The organism is Clostridium zhoujianii (assembly GCF_051590805.1).
Taxonomy (GTDB): domain Bacteria; phylum Bacillota; class Clostridia; order Clostridiales; family Clostridiaceae; genus Clostridium.
Genome location: NZ_JBPUTF010000001.1, coordinates 621,975 through 647,220, shown reverse-complemented (window position 1 = coordinate 647,220; position 25,246 = coordinate 621,975). Strand labels below are relative to the sequence as shown.

The 25,246-nt window shown below is 29.7% G+C and carries 26 protein-coding genes; 6 read left to right on the top strand and 20 right to left on the bottom strand.

Annotated features, from left to right (window positions below):
* Positions 1 to 300: 300 nt before the first annotated feature.
* The 9 genes from ACSYT2_RS02915 to aat form a co-directional block, all read right to left on the bottom strand.
* Positions 301 to 1,134, bottom strand: coding sequence for a hypothetical protein (locus tag ACSYT2_RS02915; protein WP_430857313.1), 834 nt, complete (start codon positions 1,132 to 1,134; stop codon positions 301 to 303).
* A 204-nt stretch (positions 1,135 to 1,338) separates the two neighbouring features.
* The gene (locus ACSYT2_RS02910; protein WP_438383367.1) at positions 1,339 to 1,875 is read right to left on the bottom strand and encodes a cysteine hydrolase family protein; all 537 of its coding nucleotides are present in this window, start codon (positions 1,873 to 1,875) and stop codon (positions 1,339 to 1,341) included.
* Positions 1,876 to 2,129: 254 nt separating this feature from the next.
* A complete protein-coding gene (locus ACSYT2_RS02905) occupies positions 2,130 to 2,987 on the bottom strand; it encodes an AraC family transcriptional regulator (RefSeq protein ID WP_438383366.1) in 858 nt (285 codons plus the stop codon).
* A gap of 121 nt (positions 2,988 to 3,108) precedes the next feature.
* A complete protein-coding gene (locus ACSYT2_RS02900; RefSeq protein WP_438383363.1) occupies positions 3,109 to 3,426 on the bottom strand; it encodes a hypothetical protein in 318 nt (105 codons plus the stop codon).
* Between the two features lie 341 nt (positions 3,427 to 3,767).
* Positions 3,768 to 4,757 (bottom strand): choloylglycine hydrolase family protein, encoded by a 990-nt coding sequence (locus tag ACSYT2_RS02895; protein WP_438383361.1) that lies wholly within the window; start codon positions 4,755 to 4,757, stop codon positions 3,768 to 3,770.
* Between the two features lie 72 nt (positions 4,758 to 4,829).
* Positions 4,830 to 6,281: a leucyl aminopeptidase gene (locus ACSYT2_RS02890; protein ID WP_438383359.1), complete on the bottom strand. Its 1,452-nt coding sequence runs from the start codon at positions 6,279 to 6,281 to the stop codon at positions 4,830 to 4,832.
* Between the two features lie 116 nt (positions 6,282 to 6,397).
* Complete coding sequence (locus ACSYT2_RS02885) at positions 6,398 to 8,113, bottom strand: S8 family peptidase (protein ID WP_438383357.1); 1,716 nt, start codon at positions 8,111 to 8,113, stop codon at positions 6,398 to 6,400.
* A complete protein-coding gene (locus ACSYT2_RS02880; protein WP_438383355.1) occupies positions 8,103 to 9,929 on the bottom strand; it encodes a S8 family peptidase in 1,827 nt (608 codons plus the stop codon). Before ACSYT2_RS02880 ends, ACSYT2_RS02885 begins: the two co-directional genes overlap by 11 nt.
* A gap of 161 nt (positions 9,930 to 10,090) precedes the next feature.
* A complete protein-coding gene (aat, locus tag ACSYT2_RS02875) occupies positions 10,091 to 10,759 on the bottom strand; it encodes a leucyl/phenylalanyl-tRNA--protein transferase (RefSeq protein ID WP_438383353.1) in 669 nt (222 codons plus the stop codon).
* Positions 10,760 to 10,979: 220 nt separating this feature from the next.
* On the opposite strand from aat, the gene dusA reads away from it, so the two are divergent.
* Positions 10,980 to 12,032 carry a tRNA dihydrouridine(20/20a) synthase DusA gene (dusA, locus tag ACSYT2_RS02870; protein ID WP_438383352.1) on the top strand — a complete coding sequence of 351 codons (1,053 nt, stop codon included), beginning with the start codon at positions 10,980 to 10,982 and terminating at the stop codon, positions 12,030 to 12,032.
* Between the two features lie 107 nt (positions 12,033 to 12,139).
* Here the strand turns inward: dusA and ACSYT2_RS02865 are convergent, their stop codons facing one another.
* From ACSYT2_RS02865 to ACSYT2_RS02840, 6 genes are all read right to left on the bottom strand, one after another.
* The gene (locus ACSYT2_RS02865) at positions 12,140 to 13,120 is read right to left on the bottom strand and encodes an LLM class flavin-dependent oxidoreductase (protein WP_438383350.1); all 981 of its coding nucleotides are present in this window, start codon (positions 13,118 to 13,120) and stop codon (positions 12,140 to 12,142) included.
* A gap of 31 nt (positions 13,121 to 13,151) precedes the next feature.
* A complete protein-coding gene (locus tag ACSYT2_RS02860; RefSeq protein WP_438383349.1) occupies positions 13,152 to 13,775 on the bottom strand; it encodes a nitroreductase family protein in 624 nt (207 codons plus the stop codon).
* A gap of 37 nt (positions 13,776 to 13,812) precedes the next feature.
* Positions 13,813 to 14,289, bottom strand: a complete 477-nt coding sequence (locus ACSYT2_RS02855) for a glutathione peroxidase (protein WP_438383347.1) — start codon at positions 14,287 to 14,289, stop codon at positions 13,813 to 13,815.
* 147 nt (positions 14,290 to 14,436) lie between these two features.
* Positions 14,437 to 14,868, bottom strand: a complete 432-nt coding sequence (locus ACSYT2_RS02850; protein WP_438383345.1) for a MarR family winged helix-turn-helix transcriptional regulator — start codon at positions 14,866 to 14,868, stop codon at positions 14,437 to 14,439.
* 402 nt (positions 14,869 to 15,270) lie between these two features.
* The gene (locus ACSYT2_RS02845; RefSeq protein ID WP_438383342.1) at positions 15,271 to 16,293 is read right to left on the bottom strand and encodes a DUF5692 family protein; all 1,023 of its coding nucleotides are present in this window, start codon (positions 16,291 to 16,293) and stop codon (positions 15,271 to 15,273) included.
* A 116-nt stretch (positions 16,294 to 16,409) separates the two neighbouring features.
* Complete coding sequence (locus tag ACSYT2_RS02840) at positions 16,410 to 16,985, bottom strand: TetR/AcrR family transcriptional regulator C-terminal domain-containing protein (protein WP_430857298.1); 576 nt, start codon at positions 16,983 to 16,985, stop codon at positions 16,410 to 16,412.
* A 390-nt stretch (positions 16,986 to 17,375) separates the two neighbouring features.
* Between ACSYT2_RS02840 and ACSYT2_RS02835 the strand changes: the two genes are divergently transcribed.
* Positions 17,376 to 18,383 (top strand): acyltransferase, encoded by a 1,008-nt coding sequence (locus ACSYT2_RS02835; RefSeq protein ID WP_438383339.1) that lies wholly within the window; start codon positions 17,376 to 17,378, stop codon positions 18,381 to 18,383.
* Positions 18,384 to 18,647: 264 nt separating this feature from the next.
* Here ACSYT2_RS02835 and ACSYT2_RS02830 read toward each other — a convergent pair whose 3' ends face one another.
* The 3 genes from ACSYT2_RS02830 to ACSYT2_RS02820 form a co-directional block, all read right to left on the bottom strand.
* Positions 18,648 to 18,770 (bottom strand): hypothetical protein, encoded by a 123-nt coding sequence (locus ACSYT2_RS02830; RefSeq protein WP_438383338.1) that lies wholly within the window; start codon positions 18,768 to 18,770, stop codon positions 18,648 to 18,650.
* Between the two features lie 153 nt (positions 18,771 to 18,923).
* Entirely contained in the window at positions 18,924 to 19,058 is a 135-nt protein-coding gene (locus tag ACSYT2_RS02825; protein WP_438383337.1) for a hypothetical protein, read from the bottom strand.
* Between the two features lie 83 nt (positions 19,059 to 19,141).
* Positions 19,142 to 19,285, bottom strand: a complete 144-nt coding sequence (locus ACSYT2_RS02820; RefSeq protein WP_438383335.1) for a hypothetical protein — start codon at positions 19,283 to 19,285, stop codon at positions 19,142 to 19,144.
* A 237-nt stretch (positions 19,286 to 19,522) separates the two neighbouring features.
* On the opposite strand from ACSYT2_RS02820, the gene ACSYT2_RS02815 reads away from it, so the two are divergent.
* Together ACSYT2_RS02815 and ACSYT2_RS02810 are read left to right on the top strand one after the other, a co-directional pair.
* Positions 19,523 to 19,774, top strand: coding sequence for a hypothetical protein (locus ACSYT2_RS02815; RefSeq protein WP_438383334.1), 252 nt, complete (start codon positions 19,523 to 19,525; stop codon positions 19,772 to 19,774).
* Between the two features lie 256 nt (positions 19,775 to 20,030).
* Positions 20,031 to 20,777 carry a hypothetical protein gene (locus tag ACSYT2_RS02810; RefSeq protein WP_438383332.1) on the top strand — a complete coding sequence of 249 codons (747 nt, stop codon included), beginning with the start codon at positions 20,031 to 20,033 and terminating at the stop codon, positions 20,775 to 20,777.
* Between the two features lie 240 nt (positions 20,778 to 21,017).
* Here ACSYT2_RS02810 and ACSYT2_RS02805 read toward each other — a convergent pair whose 3' ends face one another.
* Positions 21,018 to 21,557 carry a DUF4865 family protein gene (locus tag ACSYT2_RS02805; protein WP_438383331.1) on the bottom strand — a complete coding sequence of 180 codons (540 nt, stop codon included), beginning with the start codon at positions 21,555 to 21,557 and terminating at the stop codon, positions 21,018 to 21,020.
* 172 nt (positions 21,558 to 21,729) lie between these two features.
* On the opposite strand from ACSYT2_RS02805, the gene ACSYT2_RS02800 reads away from it, so the two are divergent.
* The gene (locus tag ACSYT2_RS02800; RefSeq protein WP_438383329.1) at positions 21,730 to 22,581 is read left to right on the top strand and encodes a LysR family transcriptional regulator; all 852 of its coding nucleotides are present in this window, start codon (positions 21,730 to 21,732) and stop codon (positions 22,579 to 22,581) included.
* A 251-nt stretch (positions 22,582 to 22,832) separates the two neighbouring features.
* Here ACSYT2_RS02800 and ACSYT2_RS02795 read toward each other — a convergent pair whose 3' ends face one another.
* Positions 22,833 to 23,876 (bottom strand): aldose epimerase family protein, encoded by a 1,044-nt coding sequence (locus ACSYT2_RS02795; protein WP_438383327.1) that lies wholly within the window; start codon positions 23,874 to 23,876, stop codon positions 22,833 to 22,835.
* A 187-nt stretch (positions 23,877 to 24,063) separates the two neighbouring features.
* Between ACSYT2_RS02795 and ACSYT2_RS02790 the strand changes: the two genes are divergently transcribed.
* Positions 24,064 to 25,236 carry a galactokinase gene (locus tag ACSYT2_RS02790; protein ID WP_438383325.1) on the top strand — a complete coding sequence of 391 codons (1,173 nt, stop codon included), beginning with the start codon at positions 24,064 to 24,066 and terminating at the stop codon, positions 25,234 to 25,236.
* Positions 25,237 to 25,246 lie beyond the last annotated feature (10 nt).

The window sequence follows — 25,246 nt, the reverse complement described above, 5'->3', positions numbered from 1 at the left end:
ATAATCATTTTAGTAGTAACCTTATCAAATACCAATTTACTAATTATACTTACAATATTATTTATCCTAACACTTACATTATCATAATATTTTGATGAATATCCATCACTATATATACCTAATTGCATTAAATTTCAATATTTATATGATATTAAATAAAAATAGAGGTTTTAAATAAAAAATTAAAAGAATCAAAGATATTATAATTCCTTAAAAATATAATATCCTAGATTCTTAACTTTATCTTATCTATCACATAGTTTGTATTTTTAAACTATTAGCCTCTTATATACTAATCCTTTAATCTACTATGAAAGCTGAATTCACAAATCTTGCAGTATTACCGCTAGCATCTACCACATAAATATCATATAGATATGCACTATGCTCTAGCTTGTTAAAGTAAACCTCATTATCTAATTTTGCTAATGAATAAGTTTTGGCATTAATTATTCCACTCTTCTTAGCAGCCCACACCTCATCCGTCACAAGATCTCTTATTTGTACTTCTACCACCATTATATTAGAGGTTGAAGAAACTGTTCCGTAAATTGAATGTGCTTGCCCTTTATTCAGTACCTTTGGTGGTGCATTGTAATTACTCAATTTTATACTTGAAGCACCCTTCTTCACCTCAAATTCTTCCCTAAGTACAATACGTTCTTTGTTATAATATGAGTCTGTGGCATAAACTTCATAAGTATATTTACCAACCTCAAGATTATCGAATTCAACATATGCATCAAGGTTAGCTAAGGAAAATGAATTAGTATTTGTTTTAGCAAATCCACCTGTACATACTTTTTTATTCTTATCCAAAACTCTTACCCCTACGGATTTAATAGTAACTCCAGACACAACATTACCTTTTATAGAGAATGTCTTCCCATAAGGAATATATTTACTTGGATAATTATATTTGTCTATAGTCAACATTGACAAATAAATATATTTTCCTCTAGATACAGGTAGTTCGCTAATCTGCTTTACCTCATTAGAATAATTATTAGCTTCAAAATCATTTAATACATTTGTATCTGCGCCTAATATCTTAGCCTTGACAGGTACTACATTTATTAACGTTATAATTAATATTAACGATAATAAGCACTTTACTACTCTTTTAATTTTCATTTTTACCCCCAATTTTTACATATTTTGTATTATATTGAAGTATAAGTATATACTTAATTGTATTAAATTTCAATATTTAAGATGATATTAAAAAAAATTGAGGTTTTTAAATGAAAAAATAAAAGAATCCATGATATTATAATTTCTTAACAATATAATATTCTAGATTCTTAACTTTTTAATTCCTTCTATTGTAAAAGTAAATTAATTATCTTCTAAATTACTAATTACTTCATCAAGAGGTATTACATTTGCAAAGCGCTTGTTCCATATATTATAATTATAAAACTCATAAAGTTTCTCACCAGGTAGATACTCATTACTAAAAGTTGTATTTGTTCCTTCTGGGATGATTATTTTGTATCCATTATCAAAGGCACTTTTGCAAGTAGCATCAATACAATATTCTGTTTGAAGTCCAACTAATATTATTGTATTTATCCCCTTACTATCTAAGTATTCCTTTAAATCAGTTTTATGAAAAGCACTATTATACTCCTTATCAAAAACTCTCTCATTCTTATTAGGTGCTACATCATCATAAACTTGCCATCCATCAGTACCCTTCTCTAATTCTTCGCCCTTCCCATCATCATGACAAATATATATAACTTCCTTTTCATTACTTCTTGCAGCAGAAATAAGTTTTTTAATATTATCTATTACCTTGTCTTCATTATAGGGACCTTTTTTAACTAATGCCTTTTGAACATCCACAATTAACAAAACACTTTTATTCATATACTTATCTTCCCTCTCACATCTAAAAATTTACTTATTTTCTTAAAGTTGTTATACTCATTATATATCAATTTAATGTTGAAATGTGAAATTAATTCGTCAGTTTCTATTTTAGAATTAAAGGATTTTTACTTTATGTTTGATGAAATAGATTTGAAGATTATAGATATACTTCTGCAATAAAATAGTCTTAGCCAATTAAATTAAATGGCTAAGACTAAAAAACTTACATATACTAATATCTTAATTAATCCCTATTTCTTCTTTACTGGAATCCAAACTTCGCTATAATAATTTTCATCTAAAATTCCTTTTTCATACTCACTTGGATCACCATACATCTCTATATTATACCCTGCAGCAATCTCGTAATCTCTACAGTTTGGTAACCACTCTGAAAATATTTTCTTATTGGTATCTTGAATTGCTGATGGACTTGGTCCATTGCAAGGGAAAACAGCCCAGGTAAACTTAGGTATTGTTTTAACTATATAACCTTCCATACCTTCTTTCTCTTTTGAATAATCATCTGCAATAAGGTACTCAAATTCATTTCCACTCATTTCTTCATCAATGTTAATACCATACATTCCGCATATCTCCTTTTGCTTTCCTTTAGAAATATGCTCATTCCAGAATGAAGGTACCTCCATAAATGCAGAATCATATTTAAATTTCCCATAAGCTCCTATAACCTTAAATGCATCTTTCTCAACTATTTTATAATCCATAATATATCCACCTTCCAATGAAAATTTGATTTTAAGGGGAACAAAGGACTTTATCATTGCACCCTCTTTACGAACTGAAGATGGTGTAACTCCATGAAATCTTGTAAAAGCTTTAGTAAAACTATCTGGAGAATCATATCCATACTTTATTGCAATATCTATTATTTTTCCATTAGTAGATAAAACCTCACTGCCGGCAAGTGCAAGTCTTCTTCTCTTAATGTACTCATTTAAAGAATAGCCGCATAATATTCCAAATCCTTTTTGAAAATAAAAAGGAGAAATATTAACCCTATCTGCAATTTCATTCATGGATAAATCCTCGGTAATATTTTCTTCAATATAAACAATAGCTTCTCTAATACTTTCAATCCATTCCATACTTTTTACCTCTCTTCCAATTCCTTAATCTAATCTTATCACCATGAAAGTTTGACATCCCGACTTTTTAAGTTTTCTTTTGTCCTATAATCATTATACAAAAAAGTGGACAATATAATCTCTATGTAAATATATTAACACTATTCATAATAAAGCAAATTATCTTACAGTCTGTTTTAGCCATTAATGGAAGTAATGTTGAAAATCCCCACCTTACATCTCTTTCGTCATCTTCAAAACCATTTCTAGCATCTACAATAAAATTACTTCCTTTATTCTTAGCCAATAAATCAGATGCAAAAATAGTTGGCTTTCTATAGTTATCTAAATATGCAGCCCCCTTCCAAGTAAGTAAAACAATATTATCTTCCGTTATATACTTTACGTTGCAAAACTCTGAATTATATTCTTCCCCCCTGTACCCCTCCTTAAATATCAACTTCTATTCATAACCTTTGTATTATCTACTAAATACCTTCTATTCAATAAAACCCTTCTTATGTTTCTGCATTTTCCAAAAACTTACTAAAATAATTATAACACAAGCCAATGATACTATTTATATCATTGGCTTGATTTTGATATATTGACCCGTTAGGATTTTCAATCCTAAGTCAGTAAAGAATTGATTTTTTAGTGTATTATTTAATTCTGCACTATTACTAGAATTAAATTTAAGTTTTCGTTTGCTTTTATAAAATTTGTTATATTTTCGTTGCCCATCCTGGACACAGCAAAAGGAGCAGCATCAAAATAACTATTGATACTGCTCCTTTTCGATTAAAAATGTTGAAATGATATAGGATCTCGTATAATACTTCCAAGAGATGCTACTCCCGTAGTATGCATACAATGATCCCAAAGACTTACCGTTATGATTTGATCATTCTCATGGGTTTTAAAGTAATATTCACAGGTATTAGTGCTCATAAAAGCAATATATTTCGTATAATCATATGTTCCTCTATCCGTTATAACAATTCCCTTTGGAATAGAAACACTATTCATTATATGAAAACATGAGATAATTGTTTCTGATCTATCTCTGGGAACTTGTACATGGGTTTTTAAAAATGCTGTCCGAACAAAACGCTCAGGAGAGGTAAATCCTCCTGGAAGAAGTCTGCTTCCTGTACCCTGCCCGAAAGGTTTTAAGGATACATCTTTCCAATAAGCTTCCTTTCTCTGCTCAATTGATAAATCCATATAATTTCTTAAATTAGTCATATGCCAGCTAAAATCAGGACTATTAGACATAACTCCTATTGGATTATTAATCATATTAAGACCTGTTTTAGTCTGTTCAATAACAACAGACTTACCACTTCTATCAGTAGCAATCCAATGTAATGGAGCTGCTATTTTAGTAACAGGATCTTCTTGACCTATTATACTTATATTTTTTAATAATCCCTTTAAATCATCTACTGAACTGCAAGACCCTAAAATATAATGTAGAAAATCTAAAGAACCAATTGGCTTTTTATCCTTAGTAGGTAAATCGTAATAAGCATAACCATTAAAATATAAAACTGCTGCAGCAAATCCTCTTTCATTTACCCCATCGAAAACACCTAATATATCATCGCTTTCTTGACCAATACAAATAAAACTATAGCTATCAATGTACTTTTTCATTGTTACAGTGCTATACCACTGATTTTTTCTAGGTATTACATAAAGTCCTGCTTCAATTGGATAGGAAAAATCCATCGTTCTTCCAAAAAAGTTTTCTCCTTGCATAGATTCTAATGTAATAACCGTACACATACATAATCTCTCCAATGCTATAAATATCTTGATAACAATATATGTTTTTAGAATAGATACTATGCGTACTTTTTATTTAGAATGCTTACATACATGTTTTACAACAAGTTCATATAATGTTTTAACAGGTACTCCTGTTCCACCCTTAGGTGTACAATCATTTCCTTCATCTGTCCATGCAGTTCCTGCAATATCAAGATGTAACCATGGCTTATCTTGTACGAACTCTTCTATAAACATACCTGCTGTAATTGTTCCAGCATTACGTCCACCAACATTTTTAAGTTCTCCAACAGTACCTTTATATAACTTTTTAAAGCACTTATCATTTGGAAGTCTCCAGAATTTTTCTCCGCTTCTCTTTGCTGCTACAAGTAGCTCATCATAAAAAGCATCATTGTTACCTACTACTCCTGTTATTTCAGTACCTAGTGCTACTAGCACTGCTCCTGTAAGAGTTGCTACATCTACTACTTTTTCTACCTTTTCTTTTTCAATAATATAAGTAATAGCGTCAGCTAATGTTAATCTACCTTCTGCATCTGTATTTAATACTTCTATAGTCTTTCCTGCCATAGACCCAATAATATCTCCTGGCTTATAGCTTCCACCTGAAATAGCATTTTCACAAGATGCTACTACTGCTATTACATTCTTTTCTGCTTTATTCTTTGCTAAGGCTTGCATTGTTCCAATAACAGCAGCTGCTCCACCCATGTCACTTTTCATAGTGTCCATAGATCCTGATGGTTTAAGAGAATATCCACCTGTATCAAAAGTAAGACCCTTACCTACAAGTCCGATTTTTTCATTACTCTTAGGATTACCAATATATCTCATGACAATTAATTTTGGTTTATGAATAGATCCCTTTGCAACCTCTAAGAATGCCTTCATTCCTAATTCTTCTATTTCATTTTCATCAAATATTTCTACTTCAAATCCACTTTCTTTTCCAGCTAAAACTGCACGTTCTGCTAATATTTCTGGATACAATATGTTAGCAGGTTCATTTACAAGGTCACGAGCTAGAATCACACCATCCATAACATTACTAGCTTCAGCTATTTTTGCTCTCATCTTTTCTGCCTTTTCCTTTGGTGCACCCAATATAGTTACATCTGGATTATAGCTTTCTTTGCCTTTATTATACTTACTGAATTTATAGCCTGCCAGTTTAACCCCTTCTACTATAGCTTTTGTAGTACCTCCTGTACATAAATCTTTAACTTTTATAAAGTTTATACCAAGGTTATCTACCTTTAATTTTTCTGCTTGTTTTATAGCCTTAGCAACTGCATTTACAAAGTCTTCTCTTTCTAACTCTTCATACTTTCCTAAGCCCACATATATTTCATAATTAAAGTCATTAGTAGTTCTATAAAATACTTGTTCACTTTTTCCCTCAAATACCTTTTTTGACTTTAATTTCTCTAAAACCTTATTATCTATTTGTTGATCCTCATATACCAAAGTCACAGAACATTGTAAACTTTCAACCTTTATATCTTTTACTTCTATCATCTTATGATTCCTCCTTTATTACTTAATAGTAATTATTACATATTATACCACACTTTTTAATACTTGTTAAAGTATTCTTTTATATATTTTTATTTCGACCTTATTACCCTTCTCCATTATGTCATATTTCTAAATATCTCAAATACATCTAAGATTCCATAACCCCACTGAGGATTTGGGTATATATCTCCTTTTCTTTGATATGTTCCTCTATCAATATATGCCTTAAGAGTTTGTGCAAAAAGATATCTATTATTCCCATTGACTACTCCCCACTCAAATAACAAGGCACATACTCCTGTAACTACTGCTGCTGATACTGCTGTACCACTTACCGACGTCAATTTATTATTTTTTGTTACTGTTAAAACCTTAACTCCTGGTGCTGCTACATCAATCCTATCTATATAATCATCTAAACTTGCTACCCCTGAAAAGTTAACTATATTATTATTCATCTGATTATAAGCTGCTGCTGATACTAGATATCTTGAATTCGATGGATTAGTGCTGGTACCATATGGGTCAAATGGTCTAAACCTTGTTTCTCCAAGTGTAATTCCTTTTTGAGGTAACCAAGCATTAAAGATTCCATCTGAAATTAATCTTCCTGTTAGTCTAAACTGCCATATACCAGGAACTATATTCTCAAAAATTATCCGTATTAATTCATCTCCAGATGTTAATTCCGGCATGAAATATTTTATTGTAACTCTAGTATCTTCAAATATATAATTATAACTTCCTGAGGTTTTTAATAGAGTTGGACTTCTACCTGTACTTTCTCCAGATGGAGAAATTACTTCTAATGTCATTATATTAGGAACATCTATCCATATTTCTGTTTCAAGATATTTTTGCGGTTTATCCACATCTAGCTGTATGGTTTTCATTTCCCCCTCTGCATTTATAACTCCAAATGTATGACCTCCGTTAGCACCTTCATTTCCTGTTCCTGAAATAACTACTATTCCCATACTCATTGCAATTGACTCTATATATTCTTCAAGTAATCCACTACCTTTATGATTTCCTGAGTTAGTTTCCAAAGGAAAATATATTGATAATGGCTTTCTTCTTTCGATGCCATATTCATATAAAAACTTCAAGGATATAATAATAGAGGTTAAGTTATATATTGGAATTTCTATTCCATATCTTTTTTTTAGGTTCTGTGCCTCTATTAGCTTTACAACTATAAAGCTACATTTTGGTGACATTCCCTTAAAATTTAACTTTTTATTATCTCCACCTATTACAGAAGCCATGCTTGTTCCATATCCAGTATCATCTTTGCTTGGGACTATACTATATGGATCTCCTCCATTTCTATGAACTCTAATAGCTTCATTTATTTTATCCCTTGTATAATAACTACCATATGCAGTATTCGGGTGTCTATTATCTTCCTTTGATAATATTGTTTGATCCCAAATACCTTCAATTCTTGTCATACCATTTTCATCCATGAATGTTTCAGATATATAATCAATTCCTGTTCCAATGAGGGCAACAATAGTTCCCTCTCCTGTTAACTTAAGTGGAGAATCAAAGATTACTGCTTTCGGCTTTTCACTTGAAACTAAATCTATATCTTGCAAAGTATAATATGCTGAAAAAGCAACAAATATAATAGATGGAAATATTCCATAATTATCTTCTAAATCTATATCCGATTTCGTTGATATTATTGCATATTTTTCATCCACTATTGTTACATAGTATTCAGGATATCTTAATATATCCCCTTCAATATCCCCTTGATATTGAACCATGTAATGTTTATATACTTCATCCATAAAAACAAATTCTGGCACAGCATTATTCGCCATATTGGTTAGCCTCCTTATTCTCAGGCATTCTTATAAATAAATCCCCAATATAATATCCATCCTCTTCCTCATTGCTACTTCTACTTATATCCTCATATAAACCACCAATAAATTTAAAAATCCCAACTAAATCTAATACTCCATAGCCAACTTCTCTATTTGGATAAGTAAACTCCTTACGCCTTTTAGCCCCATACATAAGATATGACCTTATAGTTGTAGAATACATAGTTAAATCATTCTTATCAGTTATACCCCATTGTAATAATAAGCAGCATACACCACCAACTACTGCTGTAGCTGCTGAACTTCCGGAAAAGGTTGTAACCCCTCCCAGGGCTTTTGTTGTTAATATATTTATTCCAGATGTTGTTATGTCAGGATTTATTAAATTATTGGAATTAAATCCTCTACCTGATTCAAGTATTCCTGTACTTTTCTCATTATTATAATAAGATACAGTTATTACTTTTCTAGCTGTAGAAGGTATTGTTAATGTAATATATGGATCTGGTTCTAAAAATGCTGTTCCTTCTGGTAAAACTTCTTTAGGTGGTAACCATATGTCGTACCTTCCATTAACTATATAATCCCCTCTTAATTGTATTTTCCATATTCCAATACTTAAATTTGCTAAATCTACAATTATTGCTTGATTACCTGTAAAATGTTCAGGTATAAAATGATATATTTTTAAAACTGTATTTGTAAAAACAAATTTTCTTTCTTCAATATTCCTTATTTTAGGTGGAATAAATTCAGAGGACTCGCCTGTTGGGGATATTATATTTATAGCCATCTTATTAGGTCTACGTACCCAAACTGTAAATGAAAGCTCATACATCTTTTTTGTTATATTTAATTCAATTGTTCTAATATCTCCTGTGTTTCTAATATAGCCAGATGCATGACCTGCTGCAGTACCTTGATTACCTGTGCCAGCAACTGTTATAACTCCTCTTAAATTTCCTATATCAGTTATGTATCTAGATATTAAATTATTTCCATCATGGCTACCTTCAGTAGTTCCAACTCCTAAACAGATTACTATTGGTTTTCCTACCTTTAATGAATAGTTCTTCAAATATTCTATACCTGCTAATATTTCTGATGCATTGTATGCTGGTTTTTCTGCCACTCCATTTTCTCTCATAAGTTTTTTGTAATTAAGGGACTCCAGCGCCTTTACCACTACAAATTCACAATCTGGCGCTATACCTAGAAGATCTTTATTAAATCCTCTTGCTCCAATAATACTTGCCATTTTTGTTCCATGACCTACCTCATCCTTTGAAGGCACTGCCACATATGGATCTCCACTCCTCTTAGCTATATTTATAGCTTTATTAATATCTTCACTTGTATAGATTTCACCAATATATACTGACTCACTTTTTCCAGTAGAAATTGATTGATCCCATATACTTTGAATTCTTGTTGTTCCATCTTCCCTCATGAATTCTTTATTTAAATAGTCTATTCCTGTATCCACAATACCAACAAGTACCCCCCTCCCTGTGAGATTCAAGTAGGGGTTTTCCTTCATTTTATAGATTTCATCTATATTTGTTGGTGATACCTCCTGTAATACATACTGACTTCTAGGCTCAAAAAAAACTATACTTGTCATATCATTTATAAGCCTACTTATATTCTCACTAGAAACAGAAACTACCCCTAGCCTTTCTGTTAATATATCCCCACAGGCATAATCTAATTTATCTATTTCCTCTTTAAAGTTTCCTCTGTACTCTATCAAATAATTTGGTGAATTCTCACTATAATAGTTCTCATTGCATTTGCTACCCTTTGCCATGATCTTCCCCTTAATTTTACTCAGTACTATTTATATTATACTTTTGTATATAATATAACATCTTGAGTATGGAGGCAGAAATAGGTTGATTCCTTGATACTATTGCTGGATATATTACTTATATATTCAATTTTCTATGTACTATTCTAAATAATATATTATTAAAAAACTCTCAAATTTCCCCTCTTTATTCCCTCTTCCAATAACTCTTTAAATTCCTTCCACGAAATGTATTCCCCTCCCATACTTTCAAGATGCTCTGTATGGAATTGACAATCTAAAAACTTAAATCCTTCTCTTTCAAGCTTTTTGCATAAATAAATCAAAGCTATTTTAGAACCACTAGGTATCTTAGAAAACATACTCTCACCAAAGAAACATTTACCAAGCCTTACTCCATAAATTCCACCAACTAATTCATTATCTCTATAGACCTCAACAGAATCTGCAAAGCCTCTCTTATGTAAATTAATATAAGCTTCCCTAATTTCATCTGTTATCCAAGTTCCTTCAGCACTCTCACGAAGTTCTTTACAATTTGATATTACTCCATGGAAATTCTCATTATATTTGATTTCAAAATCCCCTTTATTTAAAAGCCTTTTCATACTTTTAGATACATGTATATTTTCAGGCCTTATAATATACCTTTCCTTAGGACACCACCAAAGTATTTCTTCTCCTGGATTATACCAAGGAAATATTCCATTACTATAAGCTAAAATTAATCTTTCTATTGAAAGATCTCCTCCAACAGCAAGTAATCCATCTTCTTCACCAAGCTCTGGATTTGGAAATATAATTCTTTCATCAAGTCCATAAATCGCCATATGTGCTCCTCCTTTTCCCTACTAATTCTAATTAATTTATTTCTTTATCCTATGTAAAATACTATACATATTCCTTAAATTATTTAAATTCAACTTCGATTATATCATCCTGACTTTTAATTTAATAATATCAATTTCAATACTATCATCTTTCCTTCCTATGCTATAATAATTAAAAATATATAACTATCAAAGTTACAATAAATGAAAGGATATAATTATGGAAAAATACATTTCAAATATAGATACCCCTAAAATAAGTATTGCCCCAATGGTTGATAAAACCAACAGGCATTTTAGATATTTTACTAGACTTATGACTAAAGGTGCTCTCCTTTACACAGAAATGGTTACAGCCCAAGCTATAATTAATGGTGATAGAGATAAAATATTATACTTTAATAAAGAAGAAGGTGATGTTGCACTTCAAATTGCAGCCTCTACTCCAGAGGATGCTTACAAAGCAGTTAAACTAGCTGAAGATTATAATTATAAGGAAGTTAATTTAAACTGTGGATGTCCATCTGATAGGGTTTCAGGGAACTTAATGGGAGCAGCTTTAATGTCTTCTAAAGAATTAGTATATGAAATACTATCTGCAATGAAGGAAGCTACAAATAAACCTGTAACTATTAAGCATAGAATTGGTATTGATGGAACTGGTGTAGTGGAAGATAAGAATAGCAAAATAATTATGGAAGGTTATGAAGACTTATTAGAATTTTTAGATACAGTATCTAAAGCTAAAGCCGACAGATATACTATTCATGCCCGTTCTGCTATATTGAAAGGATTAAGTCCAAAGGATAATAGAGAAATACCACCCCTTAATTATGATATGGTTTATAGACTAAAAAAAGATTTTAACTATTTAAATATAGAAATTAACGGTGGTTTTAAAACATTAGATTCAATTAAGGATGCACTTACAAAAGTAGATGCTGTAATGCTTGGAAGAGTTGCTTATGAAAATTGCTATCTTCTAGCTCACTTAGATAATCTTATTAATGAGGCTTTCCATGATAATATTATCTCAAGAGGTGAATTAATTAAAGCTTATATCCCTTATGTTATTGATGAGTTGGAAAAGGATACTAGTGTCCATACTTTAATTGCTCCTCTTCAAAGCTTATTTCAAGGTCAAAGAGGTAGTAAGATTTATAGGCAATTACTATCTTCATCAGCAATAAAAAAAGATACTATTATAAATACACTAAATTCAGTACTTGAAGAAATGCCAGAATCAATACTTTGGGAAAATAAAGACTTGTAGAACTTTATTTAAATAAAATTAAAGGACAGTAGATATTTGTGTAAAACAAACTTTCTACTGTCTCTTTTTTGTAGATTATTACCTTATTTACTGATGTTTTAAATTTACTATAATAATTCTTTAGCTAGTAATTTATATGTTCTAAGTTTTGCTTCCATTGAATAATTTACTCCAACAATCATAGCTTCATCAATGCCATACTTTTCTTCGTTGCTTCTTAATATATCAGCAATTTCTTTTGAAGATCCTACTAACATACGATTACGATTAGCTTGAATTCTCATCTTATCTATTTCACTATAAGAATAACTTAATGCTTCTTCTGGGGATACAAGGGAACCTGAAATACCTTTTCCTATATTTAAAAACATTAGATCAAGGCTTGCTGCTTCAAATTCTGCTTCATCCTTTGTCTCTGCTGCTACAACAGAATACCCAATATTTATTTGTGGTTTTTGCACAAATTCTGATGGAATAAAGCTTCTTCTATAATCATCAAAAACAGCTTCTTCTAATGTAGAACCAATAAAGTGAGCATAAGAATATCCAAGACCAAGTTTACCTGCTTGGACAGCACTGTTCCCACTTGAACCTAACATCCAAGCCTCAGGAAGAGGTGAACCTATAGGCCCTGCAAAAGTATTTTTATTTGAGTGGGTATTACTCATATACATTAATGTTTCTGATATCTTACTATATAAATTATGCATTTCAGGATTTTTCCCTTGAGCTAATGCAACCATAGACGCATAATCACCACCAGGTGCACGACCAATCCCTATGTCTATTCTGTTTGGATTCAAGGTACTAAGCATATTAAATACTTCTGCAACCTTATATGGAGAATAATGCATTAACATAACTCCTCCTGTTCCAACACGAATATTTTTTGTTACAGATGCTATATGTGCTACTAATATTTCTGGAGCTGTACAGGCTAATCCTTCGCTAGAATGATGCTCAGAGTACCATATTCTATGGTATCCCAATTCATCTGCAAACTTAGCTAGTTCTATTGAATTATTCAAAGTATCAATAGCTGAATTACCTTTTGATATTATTCCTTGATCTAAAACACTTAATTTCATAATTTAACTTCTCCTTCTATGGTTAAGAAAACTACTTCCATTGTGCAACTTTGTCAATTGGAAGACGTACAGATTTATAACCATTGTCACCTGCTTTTCCAATAGAAATAAGCATAACTGGTACATATCGATTCTTATCTAAATCAAATGCTTCTGCAATATTCTCCTTATCAAAACCACCTATTGGACATGTATCATATCCATGTGAACGTGCTACAAGCATTAATTGCATAGCTACAAGACCACCATCAATTAATACTGTCTCTCTATTTACCTGTGGATCTAATTTTGATGCAATGGATGAAATGAAGGACATTTGTTTTTCTTTAACCTCTAAAGGCATATATCCAAGTTCTACTGCTTTACTGTAAATTTCTTCACTATACTCAAAATTGTTAAGATCTCCAAATAAAGCTATTACTGCTGAAGATGTTTCAACTTGAAGCTTATTAAAACTTGCAAGTGGCCCGAGTTTTTCTTTTCCTTCATTACTTTCAATTACAAGAAAACGCCATGGTTGCATATTAACTGAAGAAGGAGCAAGTGTTGCTTCTTCAAGAATTTCTGCCATCTCTTCCTTGCTTATTTTTACACCTGTATCATAGTTACGAATTGAACGGCGTCCTCTTAAAATTTCTTTAAAATCATTTGTCATAATTTATTTTCTCCTTCTTATAAAATCCTTCTTAATTTTACTTTAATAACTTTTCAATATCCTCTTGAATTTTTAATGGCTTTACTGTAGGTCCATACCTTTTAACTACATTTCCTTCTGAATCAATAAGGAATTTTGTAAAGTTCCATTTAACTTCTTGACTTAGCAAACCTTTTTTCTCATTTTTTAAGAACTTATATAATGGATGTGCATTTTCTCCATTAACATCAATCTTTTGGAACATGCTAAATGTAACTCCATAATTTAAAGAGCAGAATTCTTGTATTTCTTCATTACTTCCTTTATCTTGGCTTGCAAATTGATTACAAGGAAAACCTAAAATTTCTAAACCTTCTTCTTTGTATCTCTTATTTAATTCTTCTAATTCAGCAAATTGTGGTGTTAAGCCGCATTTACTTGCTGTATTAACTATTAATATAACTTTTCCTTTAAAAGTGTTCATCTTAACTTCTTGTCCATTCATTTTTATTGCTGAATAATCATAGAATTTCATAGTTTTTATTTCCTTTCTTTAATTTCTTTGCATTTAGTTTAACTAAATTTAATTTAACTCAATTAATTATTTTAAAATTATAGAATTTGCTATATGCACCTTTAATTCTAAAATCAATTCTAATTAAAAGTATAGCTTAACAAATTCTTATTTGAATGTTGCTAATAAATTATCTAATAACCTTTTTAGTTCAGCAGCATCTTCAAGCTTTCCATGAAACTTACAGTACATTTTTTCTGGAACTTCAGTAATTTCATCCTTCATCTTTCTTCCTTTTTCAGTAAGCTCCACAACCACTACCCTATCATCATTTTTATCTCTATATTTATCTATTAAATCCATTGAAAGTAGCTTTTTTAATACAGGAGTAAGAGTTCCTGAATCTAAATGTAGTTTTTGTCCCATTTCCTTTACTGTTATCTTTTCATGCTCCCATACTACTAACATAGCAATATATTGAGTATATGTAAGTTCATATTTATCTAGCATTGGTTTATAAGTTTTTATTATTTCTCTTGAAACTGCATATAATGAAAAACATAATTGATTATCTAGTTTTATTTTCTCATATTTATCCATTACAAACCTCTTTTGATTTTTTTAAATTTAATTTAGCTCAATTGATTTATTGTTATATTATTCTTATTTCATCTTTTTGTCAAATATAAAATAATCCATAAGTTAATTCCTTTCCATTTTACTGCTATCATTAATAAGTAATTTAAAATTTTCTTCATCTAACTGTATTATATTTACTCTATCTGTGTTAATTTCAAACACATGATTTAGCTTATGATACAGTATTCTTACTTATAAAAATAGCCTTAGTCATTTATATTAACTGACTAAGACTATAAACCTCATTTAATTATGGTACGTTCAGAAATCACAATTCTAAATAGCAATAATGTCCATGCTTCTTTTTTAATAAAACCCTAATGCAATATAAAGGTTCATTAATGCAGATCCATCTTCATTACCTTAAAGATTTTTTGTATTACTATAATTAACATTTATATTTGATCCATATGTAAGAGCTTTAACTTCCTTATATTTTTGAAGATCTGTATAAAGTTCACTTGTATAAGGATTTCTCTTTGTTTTCACTACTTTATAAATCATATAAGCAAATACACCTATATTTGAAAGTAAAGCAACCAGACTAAATCCGAAAAGTGCAGTAGTATTATAGGTTGACGAAACTGCAAAAGTCCCTTTATCAATAAAGGCTGGGAATGTCTGAGCAAACATACACCATAATGCTAAGGTTTGTGCACGATGCTGTAGCCATGCTCCTTTTCCTATTGTAAAAGCACAAAGGGTTGGCGCTAAAAGTAATGCAAATCCGCAGTACCAAGCATGACCTGGAAGACAGTTATAAGTGTAAGCAAAATTCCAAAGGTCGTAAGCTATAATCCAAAACCACAACATATCCGGCCAAAGCATATCTTTGCTTCCATCTTTTGAAGTTTTCTTTCGTATACATATTCCTAACCAACCAGTGATAGCTATGATATTTAAAATACCAGCAATACCATTCATGAAATTCCATGGGCCACCAACTACATACATAGCATCATCAACTAAGATTCCACCACCTTTATATTGTATCCCAACCTGAAAATCACGGGCTACTGCTTCTAGTATGTTAATTGCAAGAATTATAGGTGGGAAACATAGTGCCCACTTCTTATCAGACAATCTCCACTCCTTACCTGTGGATTTGTTTTTCCCCTTAAGATGTCTAATACACCAAAATCCTATACATCCTGCAGTGGCAGAATAAACCTTTGCTAGATGAAACCAATCTGTATAAGTAGTATCTTTTAATACTGTAAACCATATTGCTGAAAGTATTATTGGTAAAATAGCAAAACAGAATAACCCAGCATATTTCCATCTGCGAGTTATTTCATTTAATGCAAATAGTATTACAAAAACTAGTATCCACACTCCCCAAACACTTAAGGTTGTTGCCCCTTCAGCATAATTAAAAACAAACATACATTATCCCCCTTAATCAAATATATTTATATTATTTTCAATTAAAGTGTACAATTTTCAGCAGTGCTCTTACAATAGACATTTAGCCTAAAGTGTCTGGTTTGAAGATGTGTAATTTACTCTGTTTCTTTATTTTTTATAAAAGCATCAACGGAGCGAGGGATGCTTCCATTTATCATTAGTCGAAGCTTTCTTAAAATAACCTCTGGTTCTTCTTTCATCCCTTCACTTACCCAATCCATCATGAGTCCATTAAAGACATGTCTATAAAAATTAACAATAAACAGTTGATCTTTATCCTGTAATTTTACATCTAAGTTATTTTCACATTCATCAACTACATAATTAAGTAGTTGATTTGAAAACTCAACAAAATACACCTTTGCTTCATTCCAATAAGATGATTTATAAATATGTAAAATCATTTTTGAATTTTTCTTAAGATAATGCATTGTAGCTAAAAAGCCATCATCCCAAGTTTCAAAAGTCTTATTTTGTGCAATTTCTGTAGCTAACTCTTCAAAAGTTATAAAGTTAAGGATGTCCATAATATCTTTAAAGTAATAGTAAAAAGTTTGTCTGTTAACTCCGCATTGATTACAAATTTCTTTTACTGTAACTTTGTCCATAGACTTATTATTTAATAAGTCCTTAAAGGAATTAATTATTTCTATTTTAGCATGATGCTTCATAAATATTTCTCCCATTATGTACCTATATAATTTTATTTATCAGATAGTTTATAATTATTTAAATTTATACTTTGTAGTTTTATTATATAATATCTAACCAATTTATTGATAACATAAAAATATATTTAAATTTTATATTATTTCTCTTGAAACTGCATATAATGAAAAATATAATTGATTATCTAGGTAAAACTATTTCATCAGTATTCATTCTTTTTTCTTCCATATTTTCATTATAATAAATAGATTCATATGATGTATTGATTTAAATAATAACATACTGAATACTTATATCCTAAATACAAATATCACAATGTCGTTATATTATCTCACGACACTATATTTAATGTTATAATTTTCCTATTATTAAATTATAAAAGGGGTTTTGAAATGATTGTAAAAGAGGATAGTATCAGTTTACTTAAAATTTTTGCTGCACTACTTGTTATAACTTTACATTGTGATTCTGTATATTGGTTTTTTAACTACGACGCTTTTAACTCAACCTTTATTTTTACTACCATAATCTCAGTATTAACGAGAGTTTGCGTTCCTCTATTTGTACTGGTTAGTGGTCGTTATCTTTTATCTAATTTGAATAATAGAACCGCAAAGGAATTTTACAAAACAAAATTACCTAGAATTTTAATACCTTTAGTCGCTTGGAATATAATATACTTGATTTTTAGATTAGGAACAGAACAAAATTTCACCTTAAAGCAAGGCTTAATAGAGACCGTAAAATTCGGTTCCTATTCACACCTTTGGTATCTCTATTTAATCCTTATGTTATATATCTTAACTCCATTAATAAATAAATTTATTAAAAATCTTACACCTAAAAAATTAATGATATTAACTATAAGTTTAATATCATTAGGTTCACTGGCTGAATTTATACGAACATTGACTGGATTTATAAATATTCCTATATATTATCCTGTGGAGTTTATTGGGTATTATTTAGCTGGGTATTCTTTAAAAGATTATAAAGTAAAGTTTAACAAAAAATATTTATTATTAGGCTATATTGGAATTGGTGTTTTAGGTGGTATTATTGCCCTCATTTTTGCTAACAATGGATACCGTACACTGTATATCTGGTTTCATATGAGTGTAAATCCAGTTACTATTATTGGTGCCATATCTTTATACCTCTATGCATCAAATTCTTCAGTAAAGAATTCAAAACTTGCTTCTTTATCAAAATACAACTTGGGAATTTACGCAATTCATCTTGGAATTCTCAATCTCTTGATGTTTAACATTACTAATCTGTCTATAACTGGGATAGTACTGTTAGATATATTAATTTATATTACAATTACCATTGTCCTTTCCATAGTATTAAGTATTCTCTTATATAAAAATAAATTTACACGACTGCTTGTAAGTTAAGTTTATAGTGTAAATAAGGACACTACTAAAGAACTGCCATGATAGATATCTATGTGTTAGACAAAGAGTAGTTTTGTAGAAAAAATAGTAGCTTATTAAAGTTACTATTTTTTTTTGATATTAATTTTCCAGTTTTATTAAAAACCTCATTTACTTATGATAGGTTTCTCCGTATCGGTATTAAGTGAGGTTAATTATATTATTAAAGTAAAAGCCCACAATATGAATACATAATATTATGAGCTTTATTATATAGGTAAAGGTCTATACCTTTTTTCTTATTGTATATGAACGTATTTTCGCCTCAACTACTGATTTTATTATGTTGTCCATAATAGTATCATAAGGTGCTTCCCTATCTGTAAATACAAATAAATATTTTTTCAATACAATAGGTATATTCCTCATCAGTTACTTTTCCTTGATTCAATATCTGACAGTATTTAGTATCTTTTATTACCTTCCTCGTCATATAAAACCTCCTATGTTTTTTGCAAAATATAAAAGCCTTAATCACCATTCTATTGGTAATTAAGGCTTTCATTCTGCAATATAATTTATTAGATTTTGTGGTGTTAATTCCATTGGAATCATTAATGATATGGCATAGTCATTATTGCATAGTATCAAGCTATTCATGAAAATTTCACTATTACTGCATAGTATCTTGTCCACAAATTCAACTATAACATCATCACAATCAACGTAGGTTTTTTCTTTATTTCTTGGTGGTCCTCTTTATTCTCTACAACTATTATTTATCCTCCATTATCTTCGTATTTGTTTCTATCTGCTCCGTATTCTGTATCTAGTATCTGCAATATGCCTTGGATGGTTTCTTGTACCTTCTGTGGCAGAACTTTAAGTCTTTCTTTTTCACTCAAATGACTAACCTCTATCATCGCTATTACCTCCCTTATAAATCAAAATGTTCTTACCACCTTTTGAGATAAGATCTATCAGCATAATAATATATATTTCAAAATAGCATTTAATGCTGAAATTTTATTTACTAATACTGTTATATACTAATTTATTATCAATTCAGATAATATTGGAAAACAATAGTAAACTTATGTTATAATTAATTTCTTACATTAATTATGAATTATGTAAAAATATGAGATAATAGTGGAATAATGGGTAATTTAGCATTTACAGTTAAAGAGGCTATTGAGTTTTCAAATAAAGGAGCTATTGAAGAATGGGTTCATTCATTTCTGACTACAGTTGGAGGGAATCAAGCCTTATCTGACGGATTAAAACTTGAAAAACGATATTGGGTAGATCCAATATTGATTAAACTTGACAGCTTAAAAAGGTGTATGAGTCCTGAACAATATATGGAATTTGTTGATTGGGTTGAAAATCGGGAAAAACATATACAATAATCCCAAAAACTAGTTAAATATTGATGGGATATGCCCCCATTAATAGTTCAAAATATAAATGGTGAATTAAGTATTAGAGACGGTAATCAACGATTAGAGGCTCTAAGAAGAGAAGGCTATGACGAATTTTGGTGATTATTTAGCATAGTGAAAAACAAGATAATTTAATAACTTTGCAAAAATAAACATTATTATTGTTTTTAGTAATACATGACATTTTATACTAGTAAATTACATCAACGAAGGGAATTTAATTATGAGTTATAAATTTGCAGTAGAAAACATAAATTATCAAGATTATGCCAGTGGAAGGGTTCTTTTTAATCAGCGTGGAACAACCTCATTTCCAGTAAGATTGGCAAGTGAAATATTTCAAAGGTGCAGACATATTATAAATAAAAAAGGAATAAATAGCCCTTATAAAATATATGACCCTTGCTGTGGAGGAGGATATTTGTTAACAACAATAGGCTACTTACATGGAGAACATATAAGCAAAATATTTGCCTCCGATATTGATGAAAGTGCAATAAAACTTGCTGAAAGAAATCTATCTTTATTGTCAATATTAGGCATAAAAGACCGTATAGAACAAATAAATAAAATGACTGCAGATTATGGTAAGTATTCTCATTTTGAAGCACTTGAAAGTGCATTTAGATTGCTAAGCATTTTAGAGAGTAAAAGTAATATTATAGGAACTAAATGCTTTATATCTGACTCTACTAAAAATATGGATAAATTAGATGGGTTAAATAATATAAATATAGTTATTACAGATTTGCCTTATGGAGATATAGTTCATTGGAGTAATATGCAGGATGAAAATGAAGCAACAATTCTATTGTTAGAGCATTTATTGCCTAAACTTGCAATTAATTCAGTAGTAGCAATTATATCAAAGGAAAAAATATCAATTAAACATGATAAGTATAAAAGATTAGAACATTTTAAAATAGGAAAACGCCATATAAATATTTTAACTCCCATATTGAATTCATAAATTTCTTAAAAGATGTGTCAAGGACTTACTTTATTACAGTAAGTCCTATTTTTTATGTCTATATAAACAGTATTATAAATAATTCTAAATTCATGCATAAGGAAAAAAATAATTTGATGTTTTCATGGCGAAGACGGGGTTTACCTTACCACTATACCTTTATCCAAATTTAGTAAAAACCTCATTTACTTATGGTACGCTTCTCCGTATCGCTACTAAGTGAGGTTTCTATTCCTATTTTTATTGTGATATATGAAGTATATTATAAACTACTCCTTTTTCTGATCTTACTTTACTTAAATCATCTATAAAATAAAATATACTATATTTCCATTTGTCAGGATTATAAATAACGATATACTCTGTATTATCAAATTTAGGCATATCTTTTTCTATTTTATATTTTACATTTTTTAAACTTTCTTGAGGGTTTATCTCTTTTGTTAATTCAAATATATATTTCGTATCCTTAAAATTGCCTGTTGTTGTATCAACTAATGGTATTTCTACATTTACTTGCTGCCATCCAAAGGAAGTTATTATATTATCATAAAATCCATCAAATAAAAATTTATTTAATCCATTGCTATCTTTCCAAATATATAAAGGACAATAACTATTTTGTAAATTATTGTTTTCTCCTTTTTCTGTTATAAGATAAAACTTAAACTTTAAATCCTCAAATCCATCGGTTTTATATCCATTATTTTTCACTCTATCCTTTATTATATTCATATCATAATTACTTGGTAGTATAATCTTATATTGTGTTGCTATCATTTTAATTATATCCTCCTTGTATTCTTCATAACTTATAATAATTACTCTATTAGTTTTGACATTTATAGTTTAACTCCCTAAATAAAAATTGTATAATACTTATAAATAATAGCTGATATCACTTTTAGTGATATCACAATATAAATTAATAATTTTGAAAGGTCTTAACAATATGGAAATTAACGATTTAAGAATATTTCAAATAGTTGCATATGAGAAGTCTATATCAAAAGCTGCTTTAAACCTTGGATATGCACAATCGAATATTACTATGAGAATTAAAGTACTTGAAAATGAATTGAACACTACTTTATTTATAAGGAATAATAAAGGTACTACTATTACCGCACATGGAGAAAAACTACTTCAATATGCAGATAAAATTATTAAGTTAGTAGATGAAGCTACTGAAGAATTCATTATTCCTAAGATTAATTCTAAACTTACGATTGGCGCTACTCAAACTATTTCTGCATCTCGACTACCTAAATTATTTACTTTGTTTCATGAAAAAAATCCTACAGTATCTTTAGTTTTAAAGACTGAAAAACAAGAAGTTCTTTTTGATAAGCTTATAAAAGATGAGCTAGATGGTGCCTTTATATATGATAACTATACCTCTATAAAGGTTAAAGAAATTTTTAGCTTCATAGAAGAAATTGCACTAATATCTTCTACAAATATTAATGATACTAGTAATATAACTACACCAATAATAGTAAATAAAGATAATCAATGTCCCTATGGTCAGCTTCTAAAAAAATGGTTTGCTATTAACAACTCTAACCCCACTACTATCATTGAATTTGACACTTTAGAATCTATTCTTAATGGAGTAACTGCTGGGCTAGGGGTATCCCTTTTACCCAAAAATATTTTACCTAAAAAACATAACTTTCATGTTTATGATTTAAGAGATGATTTTAAGGCATTGAAAGTTAAATTTGTAATAAATGAACATGGAAAATTTAATGATTCACTTAAGAGCTTCATTGGTATATCAAATGAATATATAAATATCTAAGATATTATGTGAATAATAATTAACTATAATACTATTCTAACTACACTGCTGAAATATGACTAATAAACTTCTTATTTATTAAACAATATAATCCATCAGTTTATTAGTCATTATATACTATACTTATTGCATTAATCTATTATAATAATACCACTTAAAATAATTAATACGAAACCGCATTTACTTATGATACGGTTAACTTTTCATTATCCCAAATCATAAATAACTAAATTGTTATTTATACTCCCCTCCTACCTACAATAAAACCTAAAGACGGTACTAGCCCTATACTCCTCCCCTTCTCTTAGCAGCGAATCCTCAATAAACTTACACCCTTCACCTATAGGTAAGTTCTGAGTCTCAAAGCAAATTCCATCATACTTACCCTCTATAGTTCCATTATATAATTCCTTATCCATAGGAAAATTAGTAGAATATATTACTACTGCCTTTCTATCTGTATAAACTTCCATTACCCTTCCTGATATATCATCTTCAAGCTTAATATTATATCCCTCAGTATTTCTTAGTATCCATGGATGATCGTAACCATTACCTAATTCTAGTTGCCTATGTACTTTCCCTATATCTTCTCCAACTTTTTTACTAGTATTAAAATCAAAGGGTGTTCCCTTAACCTCAATTAAATCACCAGTTAATGCTGAGTCTTCTCTTATAGTCGCAATCTTATCAGCTTTTACAGTTAATCTTTCATCTAATACATTTCTCTTAATATTTCCTGATAAATTAAAATAACTATGATTAGTCATGTTTAATATGGTATCTTTATCGCTTATTCCCTGATTCTTTATTGAAAATTCATTTTCATTGTTTAGAGAATATACTACTCTCAGCTTAAGGTTACCTGGAAAACCTTCTTCACCATCCTTACTAGAAGCCTCTAGTATTAAGCTTACTTCTTCATCATTAACCTCTACAGAGTCCTTCCAAAGCTTTTTATTAAATCCTTCAACTCCCCCGTGATGAGTGTTAGATCCTTGATTCTTAGTTGTTTCATACAACTTCTCTCCTATTTTTATCTTACCATCGGCAATTCTTCCGCTATTTCTTCCTACAATTGCTCCTGCATAGGATGTATCATCTATATAATCATTTAAGTCTTTCCAACCTATAACTATATTTTCTTTAATCCCCTTTGAATCTGGCACTATAATATCTGTTATAATTCCTCCCAGTGTTAATATCTTTATTTCTATTCCATTATCATTACTAAGTGAATATTGTAATATTTTTTTATTATCCTTTAGAGCTATCTCTTTTTTATCTATTCTCATACTTCTTCTCCATATCTTTATTCAGAAACCGCTTACTATATATTTTTCTATTTAATAATATTATAAATCCAATTCATCTCACTGTAAACCTATTTATAACCATATACTGATAATTTTCTCCAAGAAAACCCTTTACTTTTCTATAGTAATCGCTTACTATAAAACTATAATATAAGGAGGTAATCGAATGACTGATTTAACAATTTTGAAAAATGATTTTTACAATACTTTTAATATAGAATGTGAGGATATATTCTTTTCCCCTGGAAGAGTTAATTTAATTGGTGAGCATACAGATTATAACGGTGGTAATGTATTCCCTTGTGCTATTTCTTTTGGAACTTATGCTGTAGTTTCAAAAAGAAATGACCAAAAGATTTTACTTCACTCTCTTAATTTTAAGGAACTTGGAACTATTGAATTTGATTTAAATGACCTTGTTTATAATAAGGAACATGATTGGGCTAATTACCCTAAAGGTGTAATAAAGACAATTATTGATCATGGTTATAATATACCAACTGGCTTTAACATACTTGTTTATGGTGATATTCCTAATGGTTCAGGCCTATCTTCTTCTGCATCTATAGAAGTTTTAATGGCTGTTATCTTAAATCACTACTTTAAATTAAATATAAGTAATGTTGATATAGCTAAAATAACTCAAGAAGCTGAAAATAAATTTATAGGTGTTAACTGTGGGATAATGGATCAATTCTCTATCTGTATGGGATTAAAAGATTCTGCACTTCTTCTTGATTGTAATACTTTAAAGTATAAATATAGCCCTATCAAGATGGATGGCTACAAGCTCGTAATAGGTAATACTAATAAAAAACGTGGTCTTGCAGATTCAAAGTATAACGAAAGACGTACTGAATGTGAAACTGCATTAAAGGAATTACAAACTGTCGTAAATATAGGATCATTAGGGGACTTAACTATAGATGAATTTGAAAAATATAAGGATTCAATAGGAGACTCTACTAGGAGAAGAAGAGCTAAGCATGCTGTTTATGAAAATCAAAGAACTTTAAAGGCTGTACAAGCACTTGAAGAAAATAACCTTGAGGAATTTGGTAAGCTTTTAAATGAATCTCATATTTCTTTAAGAGATGATTACGAAGTTACTGGAACTGAGCTTGATACCCTTGTTTCTTTAGCCTGGAGTCAAGAAAATATTGTTTTAGGTGCAAGAATGACTGGTGCTGGCTTTGGTGGATGCACTGTGAATTTAGTTAAATCTGATTCTATTGAAGATTTTATTCAATTTACTACACGAGAATATGAAAAGCAAATTGGTTATAAACCTGACTTTTACATAGCAGATATTTCTGATGGTCCAAGAAAGTTAATATAAGGAGGATTTT

What these genes read in the sequence shown, in the direction of transcription:
- ACSYT2_RS02790 (WP_438383325.1), top strand. Translation starts at nt 24,064, where the DNA reads ATGACTGATTTAACAATTTTGAAAAATGATTTTTACAATACTTTTAAT.
- ACSYT2_RS02895 (WP_438383361.1), bottom strand. Translation starts at nt 4,757, where the DNA reads ATGTGTACGGTTATTACATTAGAATCTATGCAAGGAGAAAACTTTTTT.
- ACSYT2_RS02795 (WP_438383327.1), bottom strand. Translation starts at nt 23,876, where the DNA reads ATGAGAATAGATAAAAAAGAGATAGCTCTAAAGGATAATAAAAAAATA.
- ACSYT2_RS02835 (WP_438383339.1), top strand. Translation starts at nt 17,376, where the DNA reads ATGATTGTAAAAGAGGATAGTATCAGTTTACTTAAAATTTTTGCTGCA.
- ACSYT2_RS02855 (WP_438383347.1), bottom strand. Translation starts at nt 14,289, where the DNA reads ATGAAATTCTATGATTATTCAGCAATAAAAATGAATGGACAAGAAGTT.
- ACSYT2_RS02810 (WP_438383332.1), top strand. Translation starts at nt 20,031, where the DNA reads ATGAGTTATAAATTTGCAGTAGAAAACATAAATTATCAAGATTATGCC.
- ACSYT2_RS02865 (WP_438383350.1), bottom strand. Translation starts at nt 13,120, where the DNA reads ATGAAATTAAGTGTTTTAGATCAAGGAATAATATCAAAAGGTAATTCA.
- dusA (WP_438383352.1), top strand. Translation starts at nt 10,980, where the DNA reads ATGGAAAAATACATTTCAAATATAGATACCCCTAAAATAAGTATTGCC.
- ACSYT2_RS02915 (WP_430857313.1), bottom strand. Translation starts at nt 1,134, where the DNA reads ATGAAAATTAAAAGAGTAGTAAAGTGCTTATTATCGTTAATATTAATT.
- ACSYT2_RS02820 (WP_438383335.1), bottom strand. Translation starts at nt 19,285, where the DNA reads ATGATAGAGGTTAGTCATTTGAGTGAAAAAGAAAGACTTAAAGTTCTG.
- ACSYT2_RS02815 (WP_438383334.1), top strand. Translation starts at nt 19,523, where the DNA reads ATGGGTAATTTAGCATTTACAGTTAAAGAGGCTATTGAGTTTTCAAAT.
- ACSYT2_RS02840 (WP_430857298.1), bottom strand. Translation starts at nt 16,985, where the DNA reads ATGAAGCATCATGCTAAAATAGAAATAATTAATTCCTTTAAGGACTTA.
- ACSYT2_RS02805 (WP_438383331.1), bottom strand. Translation starts at nt 21,557, where the DNA reads ATGATAGCAACACAATATAAGATTATACTACCAAGTAATTATGATATG.
- ACSYT2_RS02905 (WP_438383366.1), bottom strand. Translation starts at nt 2,987, where the DNA reads ATGGAATGGATTGAAAGTATTAGAGAAGCTATTGTTTATATTGAAGAA.
- ACSYT2_RS02845 (WP_438383342.1), bottom strand. Translation starts at nt 16,293, where the DNA reads ATGTTTGTTTTTAATTATGCTGAAGGGGCAACAACCTTAAGTGTTTGG.
- ACSYT2_RS02880 (WP_438383355.1), bottom strand. Translation starts at nt 9,929, where the DNA reads ATGGCAAAGGGTAGCAAATGCAATGAGAACTATTATAGTGAGAATTCA.
- ACSYT2_RS02860 (WP_438383349.1), bottom strand. Translation starts at nt 13,775, where the DNA reads ATGACAAATGATTTTAAAGAAATTTTAAGAGGACGCCGTTCAATTCGT.
- ACSYT2_RS02800 (WP_438383329.1), top strand. Translation starts at nt 21,730, where the DNA reads ATGGAAATTAACGATTTAAGAATATTTCAAATAGTTGCATATGAGAAG.
- ACSYT2_RS02910 (WP_438383367.1), bottom strand. Translation starts at nt 1,875, where the DNA reads ATGAATAAAAGTGTTTTGTTAATTGTGGATGTTCAAAAGGCATTAGTT.
- ACSYT2_RS02890 (WP_438383359.1), bottom strand. Translation starts at nt 6,281, where the DNA reads ATGATAGAAGTAAAAGATATAAAGGTTGAAAGTTTACAATGTTCTGTG.
- ACSYT2_RS02885 (WP_438383357.1), bottom strand. Translation starts at nt 8,113, where the DNA reads ATGGCGAATAATGCTGTGCCAGAATTTGTTTTTATGGATGAAGTATAT.
- ACSYT2_RS02850 (WP_438383345.1), bottom strand. Translation starts at nt 14,868, where the DNA reads ATGGATAAATATGAGAAAATAAAACTAGATAATCAATTATGTTTTTCA.
- aat (WP_438383353.1), bottom strand. Translation starts at nt 10,759, where the DNA reads ATGGCGATTTATGGACTTGATGAAAGAATTATATTTCCAAATCCAGAG.